A 25716-nucleotide genomic window follows, 5' to 3' on the forward strand; every position below is an offset into this window, starting at 1 on the left:
ACGGGCTCCTTGCATTCCGAGCCCGCCGAAGCAATGATGACCCCCTAACCACGGTGTCACACCTAATGAGTCAACGACACCCTCTTTCCTACACCTCCCCGGTGTCATTTACTTTTGAGGCAACAAGCCCCAAGCGCTCAAAATCCTACTTCAACTTTGCCAGCGCATCACGACCACGCACTTTGGTCTCCCCATCATCTTTCTCCTGATTAGGCATCGCCAACCCCTTTTCCAGATTACTGATCGCCTCCGCTTTACGCCCCATTTGCGCATAAGTTCGCCCCAGTTCCACGTAATGAATCAACCGATTCGGATTCAGCGCAATCGCCTTCTTAAAACATCTTTCCGCCTCTTCCAGAGACGCATCGGGAATTCCACCGTAAACTAGAGTCGCAATCCCCCGCACCATGCCGCCGACATCCGACAGCGCCAAATGCCAGCGCCCCAGCATGTGCCACGCGTAATCATTCGATGGATCCAGTTTTGTTGCCTTCTCCGCTGATTGTTTGATTACCCTCGACGCCTCCACCTTCTCCTTGCTTCCCAACAGCGGGGTCAACTTCCCCCAACAAACCGCCACAGACAAATAACTGTTCGCCATGTCAGGCGCGAGCTTGACCGCCCTTTCCGAATAACTCAAAGCCACTCGTCCAGACTCCACCTTCTCGGCCTTCGATCCCAATCCATCCATTCGGAACACATACTGCCGCGCAATCTTGATCAACAAGGACGCGTCATTGGGGTTCAGCTTTTCGGCAGGGAGATAATACTTCAGCGCTTCGTCCGACTTGAACGTCACGTCATATTCGTCGCCCTTCGCCACCAGATCATCAAACTCCGCGCCGAAAGCGATCCCACCCAACATCAAAGCCATCAACCCACCCATCAATCGTTTCATAAAATAAGAGACTTAGCTTAAAGGTTTCACAAACCGGTAGTGCGACACCAGCCACTCCTCACCTTCCCGAAATCCCCACAACTCAGCACAGGCCAGAAAGAACAACCGCCACCAGGCCCACCACTTGGTCACTTGATCGGCCCCATAGGTCTCGGCAAACAATCCCCGAATCTCTTCCTTGTGCGAATCCATGTTGGACAGCCAGGCTTCAGAAGTCCGACTGTAATGCGTGCCATTGACCCGCCAATGCTCCTCAATCTTCAAATCATCCTGAAACTGCAGCAATAAATCATCCGACGGCATCTGCCCACCTGTAAAAAAATACTTGGCCATCCAGTCATTCTCATTCTGCGCTTCAAAATGATAGGAACAATCCCTGTGCGTGAAGATATGCACAAACAACTTCCCACCCGGCTTCAACCACGTCGACACCCGATGCAGCAACTCCTGGTAGTTCTTCATGTGCTCAAACATCTCCACGCTCACCACCCGGTCAAACACCCCCGCCCCCTCCCCTTCATAATGCACCATGTTGGCTGTCCGAATGGTCAAATTCTTCAACCCGCGTTTCGCCGCCTCACCATCAATGAACTCCTTTTGAGTTCTTGAATTCGAAACCGAGGTAATCTTCGAGTTGGGATAATGCTCCGCCATCCACAAAGAAAGCGATCCCCAGCCACATCCCAGCTCCAGGATGTTCATCCCGTCGACCAGCTCCGCCCGCTCGCAGGTCATGCCCAGCATGATCGCCTCCGACTCATCAAACGTCGTGTCCGCCTTCGGCCAGTAACCCGAGCTGTATTTCAAATGCTTGCCCAGCACCAATTGATAAAACTTCGTCGGCACTTCATAGTGCTGCTCATTTGCCTCATCCGTCGCAATGGCCAGGGGACTCTGCTTTAAACCTTCCACATGCTGCCTCAATGCTTCCCGCCTCCCCTGCTCGTCAGGCCGACGATGTTTGCGCAAGGTGTTGTCCAGCCTCCGACGAATTCCAAAACGAAGCAACGGGTCAGGCAAAATATCTTTCGCAAGAAGAGTATTGGTGATGTTCATGATAACGATTTGATAAATCTAAACTGGTCTGATCTGATCTGTTTTAAATTAGTGGGATGCCTTTGACTTTCTCGGCCACGGAATGAATGCGCTGGTCGTGCGTTGATACTCCCGATAGGCCTCCCCCTTGCTTTCCACGGAACATTTTTCCGTCAATGGAATCCCCGTCACTCGCAGCAGGAAATAGAGAATCAACGCCGGTGCAAAAATCGTCACCCACCCCCAGGGCGATCCGCAGGAAAACAGCCAGAAACCCACCCACGTCACAAACTCAAAAAAGTAGTTCGGATGCCGCGACCATTTCCACAGTCCTTCCTGACAGACCTTGCCTTTGTTCGCCGGATTCGACTTGAACCTGCCCATCTGCGCATCCGACATCGCCTCGCCAACAATTCCCGACAACCACACACCAAACCCCACCCACTCAATCCAGTGAATCGACGGACTGCCATTCAAACAAGCCAGCAACAACGGCACCGATAACAACACCAACAGCAACGCCTGGGCCTCAAAAAAGATAAAAAACTTGCCCGCCAAATTGCCCTTCCATTTTTGTCTCAACACCTCATATCTCACGTCCTCATGCGGATGATGTTTGGAAATCCGGATCAACAGATAACTCCCCAGTCTAAGTCCCCACACCCCCGCCATCACCATGGCCATCCCACGTCTCGACGAATTCCCCGCCCCCAACCAGACATAAATGACCACCACCAACGGCAGGCTGTAAGCCCACATCGCGTCCACGAAACTGAAGTTGTTCAACTTCAAGCTCACCAGCCAGGTCAGCGCAAACAACCCAAAGGCCATCAATGCCCCGAGACCGAGCAATTGCCAAAAATGGTAGTCAGCGGCCATGACGCAACAACACGGTTTCGAGTTTCGCATCGGCTGGCACACGGAACAATTGGATCAACGCATAAATCGCCATCGCAATGTTGCCCAACAACAGCACGCCGATCAACCAGCCAATTCTAGATAGCGCGGATGTCTCTTTGTAGAAGATCCACACATAAAAGGTAAGGAAACCCCAGTAGGCATCGAACAAGGTGGCGATGAACCACGGATGCCCGCCCACCGATGCTGGAATTTTCCAAAGCGGCACTTGCGTGCTCGCCCACCCCGTCACTGCGAACATTGACAGCAACACGACAATAAAAAAGATTCTTAGAATAATGATCATGACCAGGATGAAATCGCATTTCGGCTCAACGCCGCGTTGTTCGGATGTTTGTAAACTGCCTGCACCACTGAAATATTTCCCGTCTCGAATGCCGCTTCACAATACTTGAGGTAGTAGTTCCACTTGCGCACAAATCGCTCGTCAAAGCCCAGCGCCCTCACCTCATCGATCCTCGCATTGAACCGCTCATGCCATAATTGCAGCGTTTTCGCATAAGAGGGTCCGAAATCGTCCAGCGCATGCATAAACAAACCGCTGCTGCGATTCACCGCCTCATTGATGCGCGCGATGCTCAACAACAATGAACCCGGGAAGATATGCTTTTGAATCCAATCGACCCCCTTCAACAACTGCTTAAAGTTTCCATCCGGTGTGGTGATCACCTGAAACCCCAGCAGTCCCTCAGGTTTCAACACCTCCGCACATTTCCGAAAGTATCCGTCCACAAAATCATTGCCCACCGCCTCGAGCATTTCAATCGAAGCAATCTTGTCAAATTGGCCGGTGATGTGCCGGTAATCCTGAAGTCGTATCTCCACCCGATCCGAAAGCCCCTCCTTCGCCATGCGCTCGGTGGCAAATTTGTGTTGCTCCTGCGAGATGGTTACGGCGGTCACGCGGCAACCATATCGCGAAGCCGCGTGGGAACTGAATCCCCCCCAACCGCAGCCGATCTCCAACACATGGTCGCCGGGCTTTAGTTCCAGTTTCCGGCACAACGCATCATACTTGGCCGATTGCGCTTCTTCCAAACTTTGATCGTCCGATTCAAATCTGGCGGATGAATAAGTCATCGTCTTATCAAGCCACAACGAATAAAAATCGTTCCCCAGGTCATAGTGTTCCGCGATGTTCCGGCGACTCATTGATACGCTGTTTGGCCTGAGAAGATGCCGCCATCGATTGACCATCTTCAATAGATTGACCAAAGGAATCTGATTGGAGGATCTTTTCAATCCCGGGGTCCTGGCAATATTGGTGATGAACCATGAGACCACCGCTGCGATGTCATCCGTCTCCCAGTCCCCTTCCGTGTAACCCTCGCCAAAGCCGATGTTTCCATACAACGCACACCGTTTGAAGAAACTCATCGAACGAATACGCATCTCCGCCTGCACCTCGGCTGAGGGTGACCCCATTTGATGAACCCTGCCATCCGGCAACTCCATGCGCAGTCCACCATGCTCAAACTTTCTCAACGTCCGCATCACCATGGTTTCGTAAAAACCCGCCCTCCTCGCCACTGCCACAGGTGGAGACTGATCCGTTTTATCAAGTGCTACAGCAGTATTCATGATTTATGATTTCGATGAAGTAAGAGAATGATGAGGGCGAAGCACGCCCTGCTGGTGTTCTGGGTGATCCGCTTTTCGATGCAAGGGAAGCTTCTTCATCCAGAGGCGCAACGCATGCCAGTGAATCAGAAAGATCACCCTCAGCGTCAACAAAGGGTATTTCACCGCACATGCCAGCAGTGCACCATCCGTCAGCGGGCGCCGTTTGCCCGTCAAGGTCGTCAACAACACCCGGTCGCCTTGATCACGGTCATCAATATGTATTTCGAGACCCTCATCTGGAACTTTAAGTTTGAAATCGAAGCAAAGATCCAACGGGGAAAACGGCGAGACATAAAAGTGCTTCGGGGTCATCAACCTGAATCTCCCCTCCGCATCATGCTCGCGCAAAACAAAAGGTTTCTGTTCGTGGAACGTGTTGGTCACCTCGGCAAGGGCATGCAATGGCTTGCCCGATTTGTCGAAAGTGTAATAAAAGCACACCGGATTGAAGATATAGCCAAACACCCGGGGGAAAGTCAGCAACCGGATCGACGCCACCTCACTGGTATCCACCTCGTTGTCTTCAAGATACTTCAAAATGCAGCGCTTGGTATCTCCCGCTCCATTGTCCAGATGATCTTGGTCATAAAAACCAAACAGATTCCACCGATTGCGACTAAGGAATTTCAACCGGTTGTTCAGCTTCGGGATTTCGTCCAGATCCAGCCACAAATAGAACACCTGATAACTGAAGCGATGCTGCTTCGGTTTCAGTCGGTGATGACTCACCTTGCATTCATAAATGGCGGACGTTTCCATCATTCCCAAGGGTCCCTTCCCAGCAAATCCCAACTCAATTGCACCGCCGAAGAAAATGCATCTTCATGAAAACCGTAGCGAAAGTAACTCCCGCAGAAATAAGTCCGCTGGTCACGGGACAAACGGTTGAGCTCCGGTAAATCCTTCTGCGCCGCAATCGCCTTGAGGTCAAACAGAGGGTGCTCATACTGAATGGTCTTGATCACTTTCTCGGGGGCTTTCGAATGATCGCCGTTGATCGACACAAAATAGTTCACCTTGTCTGAAACTCCTTGCAGACAATTCATCCAATAATGCGTGCTGGGGATGACGGAATTTTTGCCGCCCGCCCCCGGTTCCAGGCGGTAGTTCCACGAGGCCCAGCAACGCCGACTCTGCGGCATAAAACTCTCGTCAGTGTGCAGCGTCGCCACATTGGGCTGATACTTGAAACAGTCGAGCAGTTCATGCTCCATGTCCGTCGGATCAGCGAGCAGCTTCAAAGCCTGATCCGCATGACAGGCAAACACCACCTTGTCGAAAACCTCAACCGTTCCATCGCGCGCATGCACCTTCACGCCATCAGCGGTTCTCTCCACCCGTTGCGCAGGATTGTTCAACCGGATCGCGTCTTTGAACGGCACCATGATCTTCTTCACGTAAGACCTCGAACCATCGCACACGGTCCGCCAGGGATGCCTCGTTTTCATTCCGAGAAATCCATGATTGTGCCAGAATCTCATCAGCGTCACCGCAGGGAACTCCAGCATCTGCTCAGGCGGCGTCGACCACACTGCCGATCCCATCGGGATGATGTAAAGGTTCAGAAAATCCTCTCCATACCCGCGCACCTTGGCGTATTCGCGCAAGGTCATGGTGGCATATTGAGGATCATCCAGTGCCTCCACCGTTTCCTGATTGAAGCGATTGATCTTCATCAAAAAGCGCCAGAAGCGCGGGTTGAACAAATTTCTCCGCTGCCCAAACAGGTGATTCAGATCAGCCCCGTTGTATTCAATCCCGGTAGGACAATGAGTTACACTGAAGGACATCGAAGTGGGTTTGGTCTCAACATCCAGCACCTTGAACAGACGCGTGAGGTTTGGATACGTTACGTAGTTGAAAACCATGAACCCGGTGTCGACCGGCAACTGTCGACCGTCCTCCTCCACACATACCGTGTTGGTATGGCCACCGATGTAATCGTTCTGCTCAAAGAGCGTCAGCTCATAGTCCCGATGCAGAAACCAGGCACTGCCCAGCCCCGCGACGCCGGTGCCGATGATGGCCAGTTTGGGTTTACTCATGCGTGGTGAAGGCTCCATGGGTCTCATCGTTCTTGCCAGATTGCGCCGGCCTCCTAAGCCCACCGCAAACCATGGTCAAATCGCACTTTTTAACGTTATTCCTCACGCGGAATATTTCGACAGAGGACCCCAAATGGATTCATATTCACATCATATTAACGCTCATCTTCGCTGGAATGCCGTGCTTCCGGCGGAGAATGATTTAAGCTAAATTGATCAGCAATCAGCGGGCCATTCGTTCAGCTGTTCACAGCCTGTGCAGCCAAGGCGCTTCAATCCCCCGTTGTCAACATCATCTCACCTCAAACAACCGACCACCCTCAGCATTCATGGACCCCATCGATCCACCACCTGTCGTTGAAAAAAATCCCGGCCTCACCTTGTTCGACGCCGTATTCGACCTGAGTTTTGCCACCCCCATCACCCCCAGGGTGGTCAAATGGCTCTACATCATCAGCATCGTCGCTGCCGGCCTCGTCGCCTTGAGCAAAATCCTCAGCGGCTTCTCCGCCGGCATCATGGCGGGTTTGGTCTCGCTATTCATCGCTCCCATCGTCTTCATTATCTACGTGCTGGTCGCCAGGGTCACCCTCGAAGTCGCCCTCGCGATTTTCCAGATGGCCGACTCCCTCAAGAAGATCGAACGCAACCGCTGAATTCGCGCTCCCGACCGCTCAACCATCACCGACGCCGGCGTCCCATCACCCATATCCCTAAACTGGTCAGACAAAACAACGCGCTGCCCGGTTCCGGCACCAACATGGCCTGGATGGTCGACCGATTGGCGGTGAGATCGGACATCAGCATGTAACCGGTCGGATCAACCGACGGCACCCAGCTCGCCGTATCAAAGTCATACTCATACATTCCACTGGTGTCATAGAGCGTTGCATAATATTCGCCTGGAACCAACGGGTCCTCGCGATAGGGCCCCAGCGTCGCCGCATAATTCATTCCAACAAGCTCCCATCGGCCATCGACTGCATCATAAACAAAAACTCCGCCGCCCGAATCGCCCGGACTGAAACTCGCCTCGTTTGGACCGCCTGAATCATCAAAAGTGGACAGCAACATGGGCCCCACGCCGGTTGGCAACAAGTCCTCAAGCTCATTGGTGCCCCAACGCTGCAAGAAATCGGAGGAACCCAACTCCCACCCCTTCGCGTCGCCCGCCACGATCACCTCGTCGCCGCGAAACGCCCCCCGCCCCATCATCACCAATTCGTCCCCAGCACTCAACGCACCGTCATACAATGGCGCGTAATCCGCAAAGGTCCCGTCGGTCACCTGGAAAATTCGCAAGTCTGTGCCTGAGATGTCCTGATAATTCACAAAATCAACGGTGTAACTTTGACCATCATAAAAGAACCACGAGGAAAGCGGCAAATGGGCTGCCGTGATGAAGTGGGTGGGCGAAATGGCCGTCCCAAGTCCCTGCGCATAAATTCCCTGATACTGCCAGCCCGAATCTTCATAAATTCCCGTCGGCGCATCGGCATTGAACTCGGGTGTGTCCCCTCCATACAAAATCAGTGCCGAAGCGACACCCGGAAACATCGCCCCGAGCAAAGTGATCCACACGACTGATCGAAAGCGGGTAAAGCACTTGTGCATGGGGGGAAAACCTTTCTCTATTAAATACTTGGATTCAGCGATTACGTCAATCATCTCCACCAAAATTCCACCAGCACCGGTCGATGGTCGGAATCAAAATCCTCGCCCACTGACCAGTTCGCCCTCCCCCAGTCATCGCTGTAGAGCACGTGATCAATCATCATCTGCTGCGGCCACCCCACCCGCCATGTCGCGCTGAAGGGATGCCCTCTGCCCGCTTCCCGCAAACCCGTCGCCCTCACCAAATCGCGATAAAACACAGACCACGGCGTGCTGTTGAAATCGCCCATCACGATCACCGCATGCCCCGCCGACCGCTTGTCCTTCACCCATTTCACGATCGCCTCGTGCCACGACTTCAATATCTCCACCTTCACCGTGTCAGTCGGATGCAAGGCATGCACCGTCAGCACACTCACCACCCTGCCACTCACCTCCAATTCTGCCGCCAGACCCATGGTGATCAACACCGGTCCCAACACCACGCGCTCCACCCGTCTCCAAGGCACCCGGCTCACCAGTCCCAATCCATGATACCTCGTCACCGGCATTCCCAAGCTCCGATACGGAAACCAATCTTTCCACAGCTCAATTTCCACCGCCCACTCCGCCCCCACCTCCTGCAACGCCACGACATCCGGCTGCCAAGGCTCCAGATCGCGACGAAGTTTTCCGTAATCCCGATCCGGCGGACCAAGCTGCAACAAGTTGATGGTCGCCACCTTGAACACCTCGTCAGATCTCCCACCCATCTGCCTCACGACCTCTCCCTTCTCCACCCCATAAGGCAGCACCACGATCGCATTAAGCCCGCAGGCAAGCCCCGCCATTACCGCCCATCGCCATTTCCTCTTCACCAAAAATATCGTCATCAACATCCCTGCACCGACCAGATACTGCGGCCGGCCATGCGCCAGCAAATCCAGCCACCAAAACCACCTGCCACCAAATGCTGCCAAACTCACTGCCAGGCACATCAGAGTGCCCAGCATCAATCCCACTCCCACTGATGCCCTTGGAAATTTTTTCCACATCACCCTCTTCCCCATCCATCCGCCGAGACCAAGCGGATCAATTTAACCCAAAAAACTCCTCACCCTTCACCGGTGGATAAGCATACAAACGCTGTTCGCTCACCTGCCCCAGCAACGTTTTTAAACCCTGCGGCATGTCGGAAAACAACAGCGTCACCGCAAAGCCCAGCTCTTCGTTGGCTTCATCGGACTCGCACTCACATTCCACCACCCAACCCTGCACCGACCACTCACGCAAATACCCCAGCAGACTCGTCTGAATCGTCAGCCCCACCTCCGTTCCCGTGACCAGCGCTTGCGGCGAATGAAATACCAGACCTGTGTCCGAAATGGAGGACAACTGTGCCACTCCCCCGTCTTGCTTGTGCTTGGTTGAATTCCGTCGTTCGTTCATGATAGGCAACCTTTCTGCGACGGACGCCACGTTGCCGCCATGGCATCCAGATGTCAACGCACGACGCCGGAAAAAGTCTGTTTTTGCGTCTCTTTCCTCAACGCACCTGCCGGTTTAACCAATCCGTCGCATCCTTCATCACCTGCTCCCGTTCCCGATCATGCAACAGCAGATGATACGATTCGCGATACCAGCGGATCTCCTTGTCCTTCGACCCGATGCTCTCAAAAAACTCCTGCACCTGACCTTCATCCGCAATCACATCATGTGGACTCGCCAGCACCAGCACCGGCATCCGCAGCTCGCGTGCCGCTTTTCGGGACGACTTCATCATCTCATCCACCTCTCCCAGCAACCTCAGCGAAAACTTCGACACATGATGCGGTGTCACCGCCATCTGCCCTCCATGCGTCGAATCCGCCGTCACTTGAATCTGCTTCTCATCCAACCCCGCCATCTGCGTCAAACTCACCCGCACCCAGGGAAACATCTGAACCAGCGTGTGAATGATCCGCAAACGAAGTTGCGATGCCTGCATTCGTAATCCCGCCGCTGGCGCACTCATGATGATCCCAGCCGGAAGTTCACGATCACGCTCGCGATCTTCATCCTCCATCAAATCCGTCACCGTATGCAGCGCAATCAACGTTCCCAAACTCTCCGCATACCACACCACCGGCTTCCCCGGATGCCGCTTGCGCACCAGTCGATGAAACGCCAGCAAATCCCGCTGCCACAATCGCGACGACGCCACATGCCCGCGCTTCTTCACCTCCGGATCATTGCCCTGACCGCGCAACTGCAAACCATACACCGCCACCCCCAGCTTCGGCCACTCCTCATCCAGCATCCAGAAATCCGAAGCCGCCCCGCTCAACCCGTGAATCGTAATCACCACCGCCTTCATCTTCTCCTCTGAATCCGGCACTCCTGCCGCCAGCGTCCACGGCATCTGTTTGCCGTCAAAACTGCTCCACGTCTTGTCTTCCATTGACAAACTCGGCGATCCTTTTTTGAAACTGGCACAACTCATCGACATCAGCAGTAAAACCAACGAAACCAGCCAACGCGACCCTCTCGCCAGCACTGTGTCATAACACGCAAGCATGTTTCAAGGCCGAGGTAATGAACGTCTTCTGCGCACGAACCCTGTCCACCAACGAAAACTCCGAAGGTGTCTCAAACGTCAGCGCCACCGGTGCTCCCAGCTCATGCAGCACAATCGCCTCCGGCAAACCCGGCAACACCGGAATCTTGCGTTTCGCGATCAGCCCTTCATTCGAACGACTCCCATCCATGCTGCGCCGACCATCCACCGCGATCACCTCCGCGCAATCTTGCAGCACCGCCTTGCCAATGGTCTTCCTGGTTTTGTTCAACTCATAAAGGTAACAACCCTGACCATCATAATCCTCATGCAGGCACAATCCGATCGCCAGCTTCCGCCCCTCCATCAACTTCCGCCACGCCACCATCAATTCATCTTCCAATTCGTGGAAGGAGCGATTGAGGTCTCGGCCTTGATGATCCATGCGGGTGTTTAAAATCATTCCAACAGGATTCATCGCCGGGAACAATAAAAAACGCCTCTCCCGCAGCAGCGCCCCATTTTCGCGCGCCCATTCCAGCAATCCCCACGGCCCCGCCACCTCATCTCCATGCACCCCCGCCGAAATGTAAATCTCCGGCCTGCCGTCGTCCGGCGATTTTGATTCCAACCCATAAACCGGCATTCCGCCCACCCGCGTCAAAATCCTCATCCGCAACCCCGCCTCCTCCACCAGCTCCCGCCAGCACCGGATCAAAAACCGGTAATCATGACTGCGATGTTGCGCCAGCGTGAGCGCCGAGGGGACTTTTTCCATGCCATGCATGCCGTAGGTTGATCGTCTCCATCATAGACGCTCCAGCAGCTTCTTGTGGATGCCATCAAAACCGCCATTGCTGAACACCACCGCCACATCGCCGCTCTTCGCGCCCTTCTTCAACCGCTCAATGATCGCGTCCACTCCAGTCTCGTGATACGACTCCCGTCCGTTCGCCTTCACCGCCGCCGCCACCGCATCGACGTCCAGCCTCAACCCTTCCGCCACCTTCTCCGGCGCATGCACCGACGCAATGATGCTCCCGTCCGCCTCGCTCAGCGCCTCAATCAACTCCGCCTGCAAGGTGTTGCGCTTGCTGGTATTCGATCTCGGCTCAAACAACGCCCACAAACGACGTTTCGGATACATTTGCTTTAACCCCTTCAACGCCTCGCGAATCGCCGTCGGATGATGCCCAAAGTCATCGATCACCGTGATCCCGTTCACCTCGCCCACCACCGTCTGCCGACGCTGCACCCCTTTGAACTTCAGCATTGCCGCGCGGATCTCTTCATCGTCCAATCCCGCGAACTGCGCCGCGCAAATCGCCATCGCCGCATTCCGCACATTGAATTCCCCCACCATTGGCACCGTAAACGCCACGCCGTTCAAAGTGAAATCCGTATGATCCGGCTTCGCCTTTTTGATCACAATCCGCCGATCACAATCTTTTCCAAGCCCCACCGTCACCACCGGAGCCGGACAAGCCGCGATCAACGACCGGCACGTTTCCGCATCCCCGTTCAACAACACGCACCCGCTCTTCGGCACCACCCGCAGCAACCGGCTAAACGACAACAAAATGTCATCCAGCGAATTGAAGATGTCCGCGTGATCAAATTCAATGTTGTTCACGATCACCACCTCAGGCAGGTAGCGCAAAAACTTCGAGCGTTTGTCAAAAAACGCCGAGTCATACTCATCGCCTTCGATCACAAAAAACTCCGAATCCGTAAACCGCGCCCCCACCTCGAAGTTCCCCGGCACCCCGCCGATCATATACCCCGGATTCTTCAAATTCTCCTCCAGCAGCCAGGTCAACATGGAGGTCGTCGTCGTTTTCCCGTGCGTGCCCGACACCACAAAATTGCGTTTCCCTTGCAACACCTCCCACTGCAACACCTCCGGCAGCGACGTATACGGCAGCTTCTGCTCCAGCACCGCCTCCACCTCTGGATTGCCGCGCGACACCGCATTGCCAATCACATAAAGGTCCGCATCCGGCGGCAAATTTTCTGGTTTGTAGCCCTTGGCGATCTCCACGCCCAGATTCTCCAGCAGCGTCGACATCGGTGGATAAACCGCATCGTCCGAACCCGAGATTGCATACCCCCGCTCACGAAACGCCGCCGCCACCGAGCCCATCGCCGTGCCGCAAATGCCAATGAAATGAAATTTTTTGAACTTGATCATGAAAACCTTCCTGCCTCTATCGGGTCACCTGTAAGAAAATCAACCCAAGCCCTCCACCCCCTTCATTGTCAAACCATTTCCCGCGCGCCCACATCCGCATTCCGCATTCCGCATTCCGCATTCCGCATTCCGCATTCCGCATTCCGCATTCCGCATTCCGCATTCCGCATTCCACCACTGCCCACTGCCCACTGCCCACTGCCCACTGCCCACTGCCCACTGCCCACTGCCCACTGCCCACTGCCCACTGCCCACCTCCCCTTGCGTCACCGTTCGTATGCATTAGAGTGCTCGTTAGCACTCGCGCCCTCCATGCTCCTCATCATCGACAACTACGATTCCTTTACCTACAACCTCGTCCAATACTTCGGCGAGATGGGTGCCACCATGGAGATCCGTCGCAACGACCAGACTTCGCTGGACGAAATTGAAAAACTCGCCCCCAGCCACCTCTGCATCTCCCCGGGCCCCTGCACCCCGCTTGAGGCCGGACTGAGCAACGACATCATCAAAACCTTTGGCTCGCGCATTCCCACCCTCGGCGTCTGCCTCGGCCACCAGTGCATCGGCCACGTTTTCGGCGGCGATGTCGTCCGTGCCGACCGCCTCATGCACGGCAAAGTGTCTTCGATCAAACACACCGGCACCTCCGTTTTCGCCGGCATGCCCGCCAATTTCGAAGCCACCCGCTACCATTCCCTGCTCGTCAAACGCGACACCCTGCCCGCCGATCTCGAAATCACCGCCGTCGCTGCCGATGACGAATCCGAAATCATGGGCATGCGCCACCGCACCCTGCCCATCCACGGCGTCCAGTTTCACCCCGAATCCATTCTCACTCAGGACGGTAAACACTTGCTAAAGAATTTTCTGGAAATGCACCCCTAGCGGCATTCTAGTTGCTAAAAGTGAACTGTTCGGACAATTTCACCACCAAGACTAACGACATGTCACGTCTTCAAACCCTTCGCGAGGCCCTCACCCATGCTCCGGACAACACGGCCCTGCTGCTGTTGTATGGTCACGGGTGCCTGGATGAACTGCACCTGGATGAAGCCCTCGAGACCTTCGAACGCATCCTCACCCTTGAGTCCGACCACATCGAGGCGCAAATCTGCGCCGCCCGCGTCATGCTCCTCCAGGGTGACACCAGCGGGGCCGCCGTGCGCGCTGAGCGCATCCTGCAGCGCGATCCCGTCAACACCTCCGCCTATCTTCTCCTCAGTCGCATCCACATGATGGAGAACAACCGCGCCAAAGCGCTCGAGTTCTACAATCGCGCCATTGAGATCAACTCTTCCGCGACCGATCCCGCCCTTGAAGCCGACCTCGGTCGCACCCAGGGCAAACCTGCTTTGCGCGACCGCATCATCAGCACGCCCATCGACGTTTTCGAAGACGAAGACACCGGCGAACTCCAGCAGGAATTCTTCGACGATCCGTTTGAAGAGGCCCCGATCAGCGACTGGCGCCCCGAAACCTTCTTCGCCCCCGGCGACTCCGAGCGATTCCGCGTTACCTTCTCCGATGCCGGTGGCATGGAAGCCCTCAAGGAGGAAATCCGTCTCAAAATCATCTATCCCCTCCAGCATCCCGAGCTCTACAAAGCCTACGGACGCAAAACCGGCGGCGGCATTCTCCTCTATGGCCCTCCCGGCTGCGGCAAAACCCTCCTTCTCCGCGCCACTGCGGGAGAAGTCTCCTGCAACTACTTCGCCGTGGGCATCCACGAAGTCTTCGATCCCTACTACGGCAGCATCGAACGCAACCTCCATCAAATCTTCGAAACCGCCCGCGCCAACTCCCCCTGCGTTTTGGTGTTCGACGAAATCGATTCCCTCGCCCCTGACCGCCGCACCGTCCGCGACACCCAGATGCGCAATGTCGTGAACCAGTTCCTCAGCGAACTCAACGGCCTGCGCAGCGACAACCATCGCATCCTCGTCATCGGCGCCACCAACGCCCCCTGGCAGCTCGACCCCGCCCTGCGTCGCCCCGGTCGTTTCGATCAGGCCATCTTCGTGCCGCCACCCGACCACGCCGCGCGCATGGAAATCATCCGTCTGCTCGCCCGCGAAAAACCCCTGGCCAAATTCGACGACAACGCCCTTGCCGCCGCCACCGAAGGATTTTCCGGAGCCGACCTCCATTGGGTCTTCAACCGCGCCGCCGAGCTTGCGTTGGCCGACGCCCTGCACGCCAAAAAGACCGTCCCCATCACCATGGAGCTCCTGCAAACCATCGCCAGAGAGCATGTCCCTTCTTCACAAGCCTGGATGGACGGCATGAAGCAGCACATCCCTGCCACCACGCAAGACGCCCTCTACAACGAGGTCAGAAAATTCATGCAACAAACCGCCTCCAAAAAGCCCTGATTATAAGGAGCCCGGACATTCCTGTCCGCATCATCACCCGTGGAGCACCCCGATGTATCATCGGCCATCACTCATCCCTCCGAAAAATTTCGGACCACCGACGTGTCTTCGGTCTGCACTCATCGTCCCAAACCTCGGACCACCGACGTGTCGTCGGTCTCCACCCCCCATCAACCTCTGCCCCCTCCCCCAAATCCCCCCCAACTCAATCCACTTGCCATCCCCCCAACCTTGGCGTAACCATTCCCTCCCTGCGACGTCCGACGTCCAAACGCACCCATAGTTCAATGGATAGAACTGCAGTTTCCGGAACTGCTGGTGTAGGTTCGATTCCTACTGGGTGCACCACCTCATAACGAGCTGGATATGAGCGAGTTACGCACCGAATGGGTGCCGGAATGACCTGACCGCCAAAGTGGTCCAAGTTGCCAAAAGTGGCCCTGCTTTGCCAAATCTAGCCAAGAATCTGTCTACAATTTGTCTACGGAAACGGGGTGAGGGGTGGAGAAAAAATACTGGTTGCCGATCCTTATACGCGTTGACTCGGTGGCAGGGAAATATTGCAAAAGCAGAAAATCATCATGTGCGCCGCTGAACGTTGTTGCATTCCCACAAGTTCAAAGAATTATGGAATCGTAATTTTTCCTACCACTAGTTTAGCGAACAACTATGCAACTCATCAGCTATAAAGACCTAAACGCTAAACAACAGGAAATTTACAATTTTCAAAAGGTTGCCGCTATCCTGGCTGACTACGGCTTCAACTGCATCAAGCTTGCTGATGATTGGCAAGGGGTTGATTTCCTTGCCTACCACGTCAACGGCAATGACACTATATAAGAGTGCAACTCAAGGGCCGACTGAGTATTGATCGCAAATATGTAGGAAAGAATCTACACATGGCTTTCCCCTACTTCGGCACTTGGTATTTGGTAGAACACGATCATTTGGTGACTGTGGTCGCCTTGCACACCAATTGGCTCAACACATTCTCTTGGACTGACCGTGGATTATACAATTCCCTTGCACCGAGTCGTCGGCTTATGACCGCTCTTGAAGAATTCCGGCTGACGTCATCAACGACAAGCAATCAGTTATAGGGCAAATGAATGCTGAAGCATTCAATGATTCATTGATCCACAGCGGCTCAAGATTATTATTATTCCTAGGACACCGATAATACCGCAAGTCCATTGCGCAATGTTCAAAAAAACGTCTGAGGCTGTCTCCCCAACTTCCCGAACTTTTTTTTGCGTAAGAGTTTCCTGATCACGTTTAGAAACTCTTGCCTCATCATCTCTTTTTTTTTGCGTTAATAGCACGCTCCTCATGATAGCTCTGATTACGCAGATGAATCAGACCAACATAATCTGGAAGTCGATTTTTTGAATATTGGATAGCGCCGACGGCAGACAAATATCGAGAGGATGCCTTCCACTCCTTGGTGTGAGAGCGTTTGTTTTTCTTTGCATCAGCCTTTCTCTGAAAACGTGTCCATCCCTCACTAAACCAAGCGGCCTTGGCGAGTTCATCTAGCTGCATCTGGCGTTTAATCGACACATCCACAGATTCAAATTAGCCCAATGCGCAGAATCGTCAAGCGCCGCAAACTCGTCCACCACCGAGAACGAAGTGTTTACTATGCCTTTTGAGATGCTCCCAGTCGAAGGAGTTGTTCATAATTCTGAGCCGTTCGCGAAACATTTCGCTATTGCTAATTTCCTTTTCTCTACTCTGACATCATCAATCGCTTCGACGGCAACCCCTAATTTATAGCCAAACCCATCGCATGTTGCCTTCGTGAACGTCTTCAATTTCAACTCATCGTATTCCCTGATTTCAGGATTACTCCGCTTTTTTAACTCAATAACTAGGCAATTGTCGGCGTCATCACCACGTCTGTGGACTACAATATCTGGGGCGACAGAAATCATGCCATATTCTTCAGTGTTTGACTCAATCATTTTACGTTTAGCTTTTTCCACAATATCACTCAGCTCATGAGGAATTCGTTGGGTTTTGACATTATCAAGATGCCGATTGTATTCACAATCAACAGCAAGACTTGATCCTCTTCCAACAAGCCCTTGTCTGATCAGCACTTGTTCAAGGTATATGGCCAATCTATGTGCAATTGCGCGTTCACTCGCTGCCCCCCATGCGCGATGTGTTTTATTAACATCTACGCCATTAACCTTTCGCGGGCACAAAAGGGTGTTTTTATCTTTCCTGTTGAACAAGAAAACGGCCTTCTGAACACAAGACCTCCAAAATTTTTGCTCGTCGGAATAGTTAATAAACAATTGCGGGTTCATGGTCGTATTTTACTTTGTTCAAGTGATTCTCAATGCGATTCTGTAGACAGTCTCTTTTTTTCTCTAAGTAAATTATATGAGTTCCGTTTTCATTTCGCACGCCACTGAGGATAAAGATGCAGTTGCCAGACCCCTCGCAAAAGCTCTCAAGGATCGCGGTTATGACGTTTGGTATGACGAATATAGTTTAAAACTCGGTGACAGCCTAAGACGGAGAATCGATGAGGGCTTGGCTCAGTGCTCTTTCGGAATCGTGGTCCTAAGCAAAGCATTTTTCTCAAAGGAGTGGCCGAAGAAAGAATTGGATGCGCTTAATGCACGTGAGACCCACCAAAGTCAGAAGATTATCCTTCCTGTTTGGCATAGTGTGACAGCCAACGAAATTGCCGGATTTTCTCCAATGCTAGCGGATCGACTGGGCGTGTCCACCTCAGATGGACTAGGTCCTGTGATCCAGCAAATTGTCGATGTTATTGGATCGCCCGATCAGCCAGGAATCGAGGCTCAGGACGAAGACAATGCAATTTTCAGTTTTAAAGAACGAAATCTTCGTCAGTGGCAAGAGTTCCTAGGTGAAATCTTTCCACAAGGTAAGCCAGCATCTGCCGCGTGGCACAACATTGAAGACATTGTTTCAATTCTTCAAAAATTGTCATCACCAAACCTTAATCACAGTTTTTTCCCAGAAGGTGGAGGGCAAGACTTATCTGGCTGCAAAAAGTCCCTAGAAGCGGATTGTATTGAACTTTTGTGGGGACACAACTATGCATCAATCGTAAAACCATCGTCTCTGAGTTTTGAAAGCTTTCTGAATGCGCCGAGTCTTTCCTACTTTCGCCTAGATCTCAAATTCCTGAAGCCATGGTCGGATGGAATCGATTTAACAGAGTATCAGTCCGAAGAACTCGCGGAGCTTTTCCCAATGGAATATCACAACAGAAATGTTTTTGATGCAGGGTATTATGACCACGACGAGAGCGGAAATGAAATTCGCATTCCAGAAGGATCTAGAGTGATTACTCGGCACTTCAGCGGGAGTTTTGTCATCTTTGCCAAAGGCAGTTATTACAATTCCGCGAGTGGGGAACTCGATGCCTATCGCGCTCGGCACAATAAGATGACTGCAATTCAATTCAAGCAATACATCTCAGCCATGATTGAGGCAGCATCAAGAGCCGGGTTTGACTTAGAAAAAGATTAGCGGAAACTTTCGGGCGGTTCACACTCCCTTTTGAAAAACCGCCACAGCCAACCAGCAAACAGGCTGATCAACTGTGACGGCATCCGACATCCCCAAAGCCGAGGGGTAATTCAATGTGTCTGTCCCTTAATAATATGTCCTTCATTTAATTCAATGTGTCTGTCCCTTAAAAAAAATTCGCTTGCATCCGAATTTCGTCTCATTACACTCCTCCTATGCGGCGATCCAGACTCAAGGCTCCTAAGGATTGGGAGGTGGCCTACTACCACTGCGTTTCGCGTGTGGTTGATCGGCAGTTTGTGCTGGGAGATGAGGAAAAGGCGGAGTTCGTTTCGCTCATGCGGCTATACGAACGGGTTTGTCAGGTGCGAGTGGTCACTTATTGCCTCATGTCCAATCACTTCCATATGCTCGTTGAGGTGCCGAAGCGACCGGACGCTGGCATGTCTGAAGCAGATCTTCTAAACCTGATTGCGGGCTGCCATGGAAAATCACGGGCGCTCCTGGTGGCGGAACATATCCGGCAGTTTCGCGCGGCGGGGGCGCATGAGGCGGCACAGAAGGTGATCGATGAGTGGCTGACAAGGATGTGGGACATCAGCCAGTTCATGAAGACACTGAAACAACGCTTCACTCAATGGTATAACAAGCGGCACGGCCGCAGAGGAACGCTGTGGGAGGATCGTTATCGCAGCACGCTCGTGGAGGGTGATTTGAATGCGCTGGCGATGGTGGGGGCCTATATTGATTTGAACCCGGTGCGCGCCGCCTTGGTGAAGGATCCGAAGGACTACCGCTGGTGCGGATATGGGGCCGCCGTGGCAGGAGTGAAGGTGGCGGTGCGCGGGATTGAAACATTGATGAAACGCGCGGACAAGACGCCGCCGAAAGGGGTGAAGGCGCTGGCGCTGTATCGGATGGCGGTGTATGGAGCGGCGGATACCGGAGATGCGAAATCTCGCATGATTCAATCGAGATTGGGCAGGGGCGCGAAAGGCAACCGGCGTGGATTTGTTCGCAAGGAAGTCGAAATGGAACGTGAGCGGAAAGGATGTTTGACCCGGGCTGAGATGCTGCGGTGTCGGGTCAGGTATTTTGTTGATGGAGCGGTGATTGGGAGTCGTGGATTTGTAGATCGTGTGTTCGAGGGGCAACGTGACCGCTTTGGAACAAAGAGGGTGGATGGGGCGAGGCTGATGCGCGGAGCTGATTTCGGCGGTTTATGCGCCATGCGGGATCTTCGCAAAGCGGTCTTTGGCTGAGTTGCCGAACCTTGCAACGGGCATGTCCCTCCAAGGGTATTGCCCGGTTTCAACTCGCGCGATGCAATATTTTGGCTTTCCCATTGAGTTTGAACAATCTTCCCAAGCCCCGGTTTTGATACACTGCGGGTGCCTATCGTCAATTTTTTGCTTAAGTTCCCTAGTCCGATCATTCGGCTGGGAAGGGGAAGGTCAGCTGCTGAAGAAAATGATACAGGGCTTGTTTCCATTCCTCGGCGTCGTGTGCGTGATCGGTCACATGCCATACATGAGGAACCTGGTATTGTTTTAGTCGGGCGTGGACGTTCTGGCTGATGTGGAAAAGGCCGTCGCGATTGCCGCATGACAGCCAAAGAAGTTTCAATTGCTTGGCGGCGGAGGGATCGGGCAATAGATCGGCGGATTTTTTGGTGTTGGGGGCGGAAGAGAATCCTCCGATCCAGGCAAATTTGTCGGGATGGCCGAGTCCGATGTTCAGGGCTTGTCCGCCGCCCATGGAGAGGCCAGCAATGGCGCGATGTGGTTGGTCGGTGCGCGTGTGGTAGCGCTTTTCAATGGTGGGGATGATGTCGTTCAAGAGGTCCTGCTCGAATACGGTGAAGGCGGGCGCGTGTTGGAAGACGTCGCCAGTTGGCCGGTCATCTTTTTGCGCCCGACCGTTGGGCATGACGATGATCATGGGGACGGCTTTGCGGTCGGCAAGGAGGTTGTCGAGCAGCACATTCGGTTGGGCAAATCTTGACCACTCGGTTGCGTCGCCGCCGATGCCGTGAAGGAGGTAGAGGACTGGCAGTTTGATTGTTGATTTTGCATCCGCTGAATAGCCTGGCGGGGTATAGACATTCATTTTGCGCCGGGTGCCGACCGTGGTGGAATCATATTCGATGAGCTCCAGTTTGCCATGCGGAATGCCTTCGCGGGCGGTGTCCCAGCCTGTCGGAGGTCTCGGGAAGGCGGGTTGGTCGTCGGCGTTGAGGGTGATGGCCTGCCAGGCCGCGCGGGGTTGCTGGGGAGGAGGTGCTGGGTTGCCCAATGCCGGGCCGGTGGGTTCCTCGGCCAGGGAGATGGCTGGCAGGGGAAGAGAAAGAAGCATCACGAGGATGAGGGCGAAACGCGTCATAAGAAGAATAGATACCGTCTTGGGATGCCGGTGGTGGAGGACAACTTTTGTGCGCTATCAGCCATGTCTTTCCCGAGATGTCCAAATGATGATGAGAAAATTTCGGTCGCCTTCCCCCTCCCCATTTCTTCGGACGCGACAAAGCGCATCCCTACCTTGGTGTTTCGTTAGCTTCACTTGATGTTCACCTACTTCCAATCACTCCTCTCCAGCCATCTCCAGCAAGGCCTCCAGCATTTTGACGCTGGCTTGTGCCTCAAGGTGATTCGTGCCGGGCCAGGTTTCATAACCGCCCAGTTCAAAATGGCGCGGGGTTGGCAGATAGCCGTGATAACCGTGCGCCAGTTCCACCATGAAGGCGTTCGGCATTGGACTGAGTTTTTTGAACTCAAGCCCGGTCTCGGCAAAGGTCTCGGTAGGGAAGGTGCCAATGCCGATGTCGCCGATCTTCAAATGCTGCAAAATGATGGGCACCGTCCTGCTGGTGACCTCAGCAAGGGCCAGCACCCGCGTGGCATAGATCTGGGACAGGTCGGTTTTGCCCTTGATGCGGTTCGCGTTGGTATCGGCCTTGGCACGCGTCTCTTTTGCCCAGGCAATCAGATCCTCACTGATCGGCTTCCTGCCGATTTCGACTTCCCGATAACGTGCGGACAACTTCGCCTGATCTTTCCAAGACAGTTGACCGATGGCCTGATGGACCTTCTTCGCGAGATCCTGCCCAACCTGCTGCATCTGTTCATAAGGCTGGCGTTTTTCTCCCGGCTCACGGAAGTTGACATTGTTGATGTCACCACTGGTGCCATTGGCCATCATCGCCACAAAAGGAATGCCGGTCACAGGGTCGATTTCAGGCTGGAATTTTTTGAGCGCTTCACAAAACACGGCGAAGTAATCTGCCGAAATCTCGTGGCTTTTGACTCCGCCAACATAGTGGAGCGAGTAGGCGGCAAAGACCGAAATGAGCGGCCCCTCAGGTTCACGAAGGGCGATGAACGACACCGTGGGATCGATGGGTCCGGCCGGTTCCACGAGATCCTGGTGGGCGCGTGGAGGATTCATCTTCACCTTGTCGACTTGCCCAAACGGATTCACCGGAGCGGTGCCCTCTCGCATCAGCCAGCGCCGGTTGAACACATGCTCAGGTGCTTCCACACGCCCAAAGGCCAGCTGCGCGGGCCTCAATAAATGATGAGCGCGTCTCACGCCATCGGCAATGCGGCGCGCCACAAACTGCTGATAGTCGTTCAAAGGCTGATCCACCACATAACGGCTGTCACCCAGCGCATTGCCCGCTGAATGGGTATGCGTGGCGGAAATCATCACGTTCTCTGGCTCAATTCCCACGGCCTCTTTAATCAGCCGTCGCGCTTCGATGCTGACCTGCCGGTGCATGCCCAGCAGATCGCAGACGACGAAAGCCAATTTGCTGTTCCCATCATCCAGAACCAGACAGCGGGCATGCAGCTCGTCATGCACATGAATGGCATAACTTGCTGCAAAGTTGCCCACGATGTCGATGCCCAACTCAGGCGTAATATTGCTGGTGGCGGCTCCTGCACGAAACCCCTGGCCGTGGACCAAAGAGGCGGTGTTGAAAACGCCCGACACCAAAACAAGAGTGATCCATAAGCAGCGCATCCACAGGATACGGGATCATCCCACCGATTTTCTCAAGGAGGCGAACGAAGTGGGCCCATCAATACAGGATTGCTGAATCGCGCCTCCAGACCGGGGCTGAATTGGGCCTGTCCAAATTCGGAAATGCTGCGTCGTGTCCCATTTATTCGGGGCGGAGGTGGTGGCCCAAACGTCCGGGAAATGCAAAAAGATTGAAACCGCACACTCGACCCAGTCCCCTTCGAGCTCGCCTCCCCATTTTCTTCGGACGCGACGCAGCGCAGCGTCACCTATCGTTGATTTTTCCATGAATTGGACGAAGAGTTTGCTCGACTCCACCTCATATCGATTCTTTGCTTTCATGGACCAAACGATCACATCGGATCGCATCTCATCACCGTTTAAATCATCCTCATCAACTCCTTTTCATGAACTCACCCTCCCCATCCCTGCCCAGTCTCAAAACGCTTTACTGGAACGACTTCACCATCCGACGCTCCGCCAACGCAGTTGTTTTTGGATTGCTCCTGGCCGCTGGCATCCAATGGGCCCCCCACCCACACCCCAATATGCCCGCCGATATGCCGGTTCCAGAAAATGTGGCGTTCGACATGTCCCTGGTCCCTTACATCACCATGGGTGGATTCGTTCTCTCGGCGCTCGCACTGCTTTTCCTGGTGCGGCGCTACCTGCTGGTCAAAAAAATCCTCACCCACGGTGAGACCGTCAAAGGGATGGTCGAATCCTTGGATGTTCATCTTCGGGAAAATGAAAGCGACACTGACACGCCTTCGACGACCACCTACAGTCGCTCTTATTATGTGCGCCTCAGCTACTCCTGGCGCGGTGCGGACCAAAAAATTAAGCTCAAAATCCCGAACTCAGGGTTTGTTTTTGGGCTCGTCAAAGGACGCGAAACGGACTTGATGATCCTCGAATCGAAACCAAAAAAACCGCTCATTAAATCGGTTTACTGTGGGAAGATTTGATGATGAAAAGGAGCGCGGACACTTTTGTCCGCATCTCTCACCAACCAAGCGGACAAGCTGCGCAGCCGTGAAGCGAATGTCCGTGCTCCTACCTACCCCTTCACCTTTTCTTCCTGGAAACTGAGTTTCGCCAACTCGGCATAATAGCCATTCTCCGCCAACAATTGCGTATGGGTGCCGTGCGCCACCACTTCGCCTTGTTTCATCACATAAATCTGATGGGCGTTGATGATGGTGCTGAGCCGGTGGGCGATCACCAGACAGGTGCGATTGTGGCGAAGCTGATCAATGGCTTGCTGGATGAGCTTCTCACTCTTGTTGTCGACCGCACTGGTGGCTTCATCGAGCAGCAGAATCGGGGCGTTCTTCAGGAAAGCACGTGCGATGGAGATTCGCTGTTTTTCACCGCCGCTAAGCCTCCCACCCCGCTCGCCGACCATGGCATCCAGTCCACCTTCCATGCGTTGCACAAAATCGCTGGCACATGCCTGACTCAATGCATGCCATAACTCTTCATCCGTGGCGTTCGGATTGCCGAGCTTCAGGTTCTCGCGAATGGTCTGATTAAACAGATAACTCTCCTGCGTCACATATCCCAGACTGTCGCGCAGGCTGGATTTGCTGAATCGGGTGATCGATTCACCATCCAGAAAAATGTCGCCCGACTCAGGGTCATAAAACCGGGTGAGCAGTTGAAACAAGGTGCTTTTCCCGGCGCCGGTCGCGCCGACAATCGCGACGGTTTGTTGCGGCTCAATGAGAATGCTGACGTTGTTCAAGGTCGGACGATTTTCATCATAACGGAAACTGACTTTCTCAAACCGGATCTCGCCGCGAACGTTTGTTAGCGTCTCGCCCTGCTCCAGTTCCTCCGCCCCCTCGGTCTGCAACACCTCAAAAATGCGTTTCGCCGATGCGAGCCCGGTTTGCACCGTCTGGTTGATGCCGTGAAGTCTTCCCATCGGTTCATACAACATGCCGATGAACAGCAAAAACTGGGCGAGCTGACCAATGCTCAATTCTTCCTGAATGCACCAGTAGGACCCGAAGCCCATCAGCAGAATCAGCCCGGTGTCCCCGAAAAATCCCATACCGGGTCCATAGACCGCCCACGCCTTTTGCAGTTTGGTTTGCTGCGCGCGGAAGTGACTGCTCGATTTGTCAAAATCCTGCTGGGTTTCGTCCTCCAACGTGTAGCTCTTGATCTGACGGATGCCCGCCACGTTGTCGTGCAGAATCGAATTCAACCCGCTGGCCGCTTCCCGAGCCTGGGTCGCACGAGGTGAGACCCACTTGGCATAAATCCAGCCGCCCATGATGATAAAAGGCACCGGCAACAGGGTGATCAGCGCCAGTTTTGGATGCAACCAGAACATCACCGATGCCGTCAACACGATCTGTAACACTGCCGGCACGCCTTGATCCACACTGTCGATGATGATGCGTTGGGTCGCCGGCACATCATCCGCCATGCGGGTGAGGATGTCGCCGGTGCTTTGTCGGTCAAACCACTTCAACGGCAGATGCTGAATCTTGTGATGCAACTCACTGCGCAGGTCATAGGTCATGCGCAATTCAAACGCGTTGTTCGCCAGGGTGCGGATCGAATAAAAAACCTGTCGCAATCCAAACGCCGCCAAGCCCAGCAACGAGACGCCCATGATGGCAGAGACCTTGCGGTTGGGTATGATGTCATCCAGAAACCACTGCGTGAGCCCGGGAAACACATAACCCAGCAAAGTGCCCGCGATGGCCATCGCCAGTCCGGCACCCACCCGCCAGGGATAACGTTTCATGAACCGCAGCAATGCCCGGGAGGGCGTGGGAACAGGAGAATCAGACATCAGTCGCCCAGCATCCTCCGAATCCACCTTTGAAACAACCGCCACTTACGCCCATTCCCTACTTTTGGCGAACTTGACAAGGAAATCGTTTGCACAACCCCGGGCCACAAAGGTATTTTTGTCACACTGCGGCTGTCCCCCACATTAGCAG

25 protein-coding genes and 1 tRNA gene are annotated in these 25716 nt (G+C 54.0%); 8 read left to right on the forward strand and 18 right to left on the reverse strand.

What is annotated here, in order from left to right; all coding sequences use genetic code 11:
* Positions 1 to 145: 145 nt before the first annotated feature.
* From FEM03_RS23130 to FEM03_RS23160, 7 genes are read right to left on the reverse strand one after another with little or no spacing between them, the layout of a single operon-like run.
* Positions 146 to 898, reverse strand: a complete 753-nt coding sequence (locus FEM03_RS23130) for a tetratricopeptide repeat protein (protein WP_138088695.1) — start codon at positions 896 to 898, stop codon at positions 146 to 148.
* 12 nt (positions 899 to 910) lie between these two features.
* The gene (locus FEM03_RS23135) at positions 911 to 1954 is read right to left on the reverse strand and encodes an SAM-dependent methyltransferase (protein WP_138088696.1); all 1044 of its coding nucleotides are present in this window, start codon (positions 1952 to 1954) and stop codon (positions 911 to 913) included.
* 48 nt (positions 1955 to 2002) lie between these two features.
* On the reverse strand, positions 2003 to 2812 hold the full coding sequence (locus FEM03_RS23140) for a DUF1295 domain-containing protein (RefSeq protein WP_138088697.1): 810 nt from the start codon (positions 2810 to 2812) through the stop codon (positions 2003 to 2005).
* Positions 2802 to 3137: a DUF1475 family protein gene (locus FEM03_RS23145; RefSeq protein ID WP_138088698.1), complete on the reverse strand. Its 336-nt coding sequence runs from the start codon at positions 3135 to 3137 to the stop codon at positions 2802 to 2804. The genes FEM03_RS23140 and FEM03_RS23145 overlap by 11 nt, the downstream gene beginning before the upstream one ends.
* Positions 3134 to 4432 (reverse strand): SAM-dependent methyltransferase, encoded by a 1299-nt coding sequence (locus FEM03_RS23150; protein ID WP_206171120.1) that lies wholly within the window; start codon positions 4430 to 4432, stop codon positions 3134 to 3136. The genes FEM03_RS23145 and FEM03_RS23150 overlap by 4 nt, the downstream gene beginning before the upstream one ends.
* A gap of 3 nt (positions 4433 to 4435) precedes the next feature.
* Positions 4436 to 5236, reverse strand: a complete 801-nt coding sequence (locus FEM03_RS23155; RefSeq protein ID WP_138088699.1) for a DUF1365 domain-containing protein — start codon at positions 5234 to 5236, stop codon at positions 4436 to 4438.
* Positions 5233 to 6519 (reverse strand): NAD(P)/FAD-dependent oxidoreductase, encoded by a 1287-nt coding sequence (locus tag FEM03_RS23160; RefSeq protein ID WP_138088700.1) that lies wholly within the window; start codon positions 6517 to 6519, stop codon positions 5233 to 5235. Before FEM03_RS23160 ends, FEM03_RS23155 begins: the two co-directional genes overlap by 4 nt.
* A gap of 329 nt (positions 6520 to 6848) precedes the next feature.
* On the opposite strand from FEM03_RS23160, the gene FEM03_RS23165 reads away from it, so the two are divergent.
* Complete coding sequence (locus FEM03_RS23165) at positions 6849 to 7175, forward strand: DUF4282 domain-containing protein (RefSeq protein ID WP_138088701.1); 327 nt, start codon at positions 6849 to 6851, stop codon at positions 7173 to 7175.
* 25 nt (positions 7176 to 7200) lie between these two features.
* Here FEM03_RS23165 and FEM03_RS23170 read toward each other — a convergent pair whose 3' ends face one another.
* The 6 genes from FEM03_RS23170 to mpl all read right to left on the reverse strand — a co-directional run bounded on the left by FEM03_RS23170 (position 7201) and on the right by mpl (position 12839).
* Positions 7201 to 8133, reverse strand: a complete 933-nt coding sequence (locus tag FEM03_RS23170; RefSeq protein WP_138088702.1) for a S1 family serine peptidase — start codon at positions 8131 to 8133, stop codon at positions 7201 to 7203.
* Positions 8134 to 8183: 50 nt separating this feature from the next.
* Positions 8184 to 9167: an endonuclease/exonuclease/phosphatase family protein gene (locus tag FEM03_RS23175; RefSeq protein ID WP_206171121.1), complete on the reverse strand. Its 984-nt coding sequence runs from the start codon at positions 9165 to 9167 to the stop codon at positions 8184 to 8186.
* 37 nt (positions 9168 to 9204) lie between these two features.
* Positions 9205 to 9561: a hypothetical protein gene (locus FEM03_RS23180; protein ID WP_138088704.1), complete on the reverse strand. Its 357-nt coding sequence runs from the start codon at positions 9559 to 9561 to the stop codon at positions 9205 to 9207.
* A 97-nt stretch (positions 9562 to 9658) separates the two neighbouring features.
* On the reverse strand, positions 9659 to 10552 hold the full coding sequence (locus tag FEM03_RS23185) for an alpha/beta fold hydrolase (RefSeq protein WP_166443095.1): 894 nt from the start codon (positions 10550 to 10552) through the stop codon (positions 9659 to 9661).
* Between the two features lie 100 nt (positions 10553 to 10652).
* Positions 10653 to 11426, reverse strand: a complete 774-nt coding sequence (locus tag FEM03_RS23190) for a M14 family metallopeptidase (RefSeq protein ID WP_166443096.1) — start codon at positions 11424 to 11426, stop codon at positions 10653 to 10655.
* A 30-nt stretch (positions 11427 to 11456) separates the two neighbouring features.
* Positions 11457 to 12839, reverse strand: a complete 1383-nt coding sequence (gene mpl, locus FEM03_RS23195) for a UDP-N-acetylmuramate:L-alanyl-gamma-D-glutamyl-meso-diaminopimelate ligase (RefSeq protein ID WP_138088707.1) — start codon at positions 12837 to 12839, stop codon at positions 11457 to 11459.
* Positions 12840 to 13151: 312 nt separating this feature from the next.
* Between mpl and FEM03_RS23205 the strand changes: the two genes are divergently transcribed.
* The 4 genes from FEM03_RS23205 (at position 13152) to FEM03_RS24600 (ending at position 16054) form a co-directional block, all read left to right on the forward strand.
* The gene (locus FEM03_RS23205; protein ID WP_138088709.1) at positions 13152 to 13727 is read left to right on the forward strand and encodes an anthranilate synthase component II; all 576 of its coding nucleotides are present in this window, start codon (positions 13152 to 13154) and stop codon (positions 13725 to 13727) included.
* 59 nt (positions 13728 to 13786) lie between these two features.
* Positions 13787 to 15214 (forward strand): ATP-binding protein, encoded by a 1428-nt coding sequence (locus FEM03_RS23210; protein WP_138088710.1) that lies wholly within the window; start codon positions 13787 to 13789, stop codon positions 15212 to 15214.
* 273 nt (positions 15215 to 15487) lie between these two features.
* A tRNA-Arg gene (locus FEM03_RS23215) sits at positions 15488 to 15562 on the forward strand.
* A gap of 321 nt (positions 15563 to 15883) precedes the next feature.
* Positions 15884 to 16054, forward strand: coding sequence for a hypothetical protein (locus FEM03_RS24600; RefSeq protein ID WP_166443093.1), 171 nt, complete (start codon positions 15884 to 15886; stop codon positions 16052 to 16054).
* A gap of 453 nt (positions 16055 to 16507) precedes the next feature.
* On the opposite strand, the gene FEM03_RS23220 is transcribed toward FEM03_RS24600, so the two are convergent.
* Both FEM03_RS23220 and FEM03_RS23225 read right to left on the reverse strand, forming a co-directional pair.
* Positions 16508 to 16774 (reverse strand): hypothetical protein, encoded by a 267-nt coding sequence (locus tag FEM03_RS23220; protein ID WP_206171122.1) that lies wholly within the window; start codon positions 16772 to 16774, stop codon positions 16508 to 16510.
* 116 nt (positions 16775 to 16890) lie between these two features.
* Positions 16891 to 17529 (reverse strand): hypothetical protein, encoded by a 639-nt coding sequence (locus FEM03_RS23225; RefSeq protein ID WP_138088712.1) that lies wholly within the window; start codon positions 17527 to 17529, stop codon positions 16891 to 16893.
* Positions 17530 to 17605: 76 nt separating this feature from the next.
* Between FEM03_RS23225 and FEM03_RS23230 the strand changes: the two genes are divergently transcribed.
* Both FEM03_RS23230 and FEM03_RS23235 read left to right on the forward strand, forming a co-directional pair.
* Positions 17606 to 18730 carry a toll/interleukin-1 receptor domain-containing protein gene (locus tag FEM03_RS23230; protein ID WP_138088713.1) on the forward strand — a complete coding sequence of 375 codons (1125 nt, stop codon included), beginning with the start codon at positions 17606 to 17608 and terminating at the stop codon, positions 18728 to 18730.
* A gap of 215 nt (positions 18731 to 18945) precedes the next feature.
* Entirely contained in the window at positions 18946 to 19992 is a 1047-nt protein-coding gene (locus tag FEM03_RS23235) for a transposase (protein ID WP_138088714.1), read from the forward strand.
* Between the two features lie 169 nt (positions 19993 to 20161).
* Here the strand turns inward: FEM03_RS23235 and FEM03_RS23240 are convergent, their stop codons facing one another.
* Together FEM03_RS23240 and FEM03_RS23245 are read right to left on the reverse strand one after the other, a co-directional pair.
* Entirely contained in the window at positions 20162 to 21112 is a 951-nt protein-coding gene (locus tag FEM03_RS23240) for an alpha/beta hydrolase (RefSeq protein WP_206171123.1), read from the reverse strand.
* A gap of 198 nt (positions 21113 to 21310) precedes the next feature.
* Positions 21311 to 22753, reverse strand: a complete 1443-nt coding sequence (locus tag FEM03_RS23245; RefSeq protein WP_138088715.1) for a neutral/alkaline non-lysosomal ceramidase N-terminal domain-containing protein — start codon at positions 22751 to 22753, stop codon at positions 21311 to 21313.
* A 500-nt stretch (positions 22754 to 23253) separates the two neighbouring features.
* On the opposite strand from FEM03_RS23245, the gene FEM03_RS23250 reads away from it, so the two are divergent.
* Positions 23254 to 23721 (forward strand): hypothetical protein, encoded by a 468-nt coding sequence (locus tag FEM03_RS23250; RefSeq protein WP_138088716.1) that lies wholly within the window; start codon positions 23254 to 23256, stop codon positions 23719 to 23721.
* 92 nt (positions 23722 to 23813) lie between these two features.
* Here the strand turns inward: FEM03_RS23250 and FEM03_RS23255 are convergent, their stop codons facing one another.
* Positions 23814 to 25517 carry an ABC transporter ATP-binding protein gene (locus tag FEM03_RS23255; RefSeq protein ID WP_166443097.1) on the reverse strand — a complete coding sequence of 568 codons (1704 nt, stop codon included), beginning with the start codon at positions 25515 to 25517 and terminating at the stop codon, positions 23814 to 23816.
* Positions 25518 to 25716: the final 199 nt, after the last annotated feature.

The organism is Phragmitibacter flavus, from assembly GCF_005780165.1.
Classification (GTDB): Bacteria; Verrucomicrobiota; Verrucomicrobiia; order Verrucomicrobiales; family Verrucomicrobiaceae; genus Phragmitibacter; species Phragmitibacter flavus.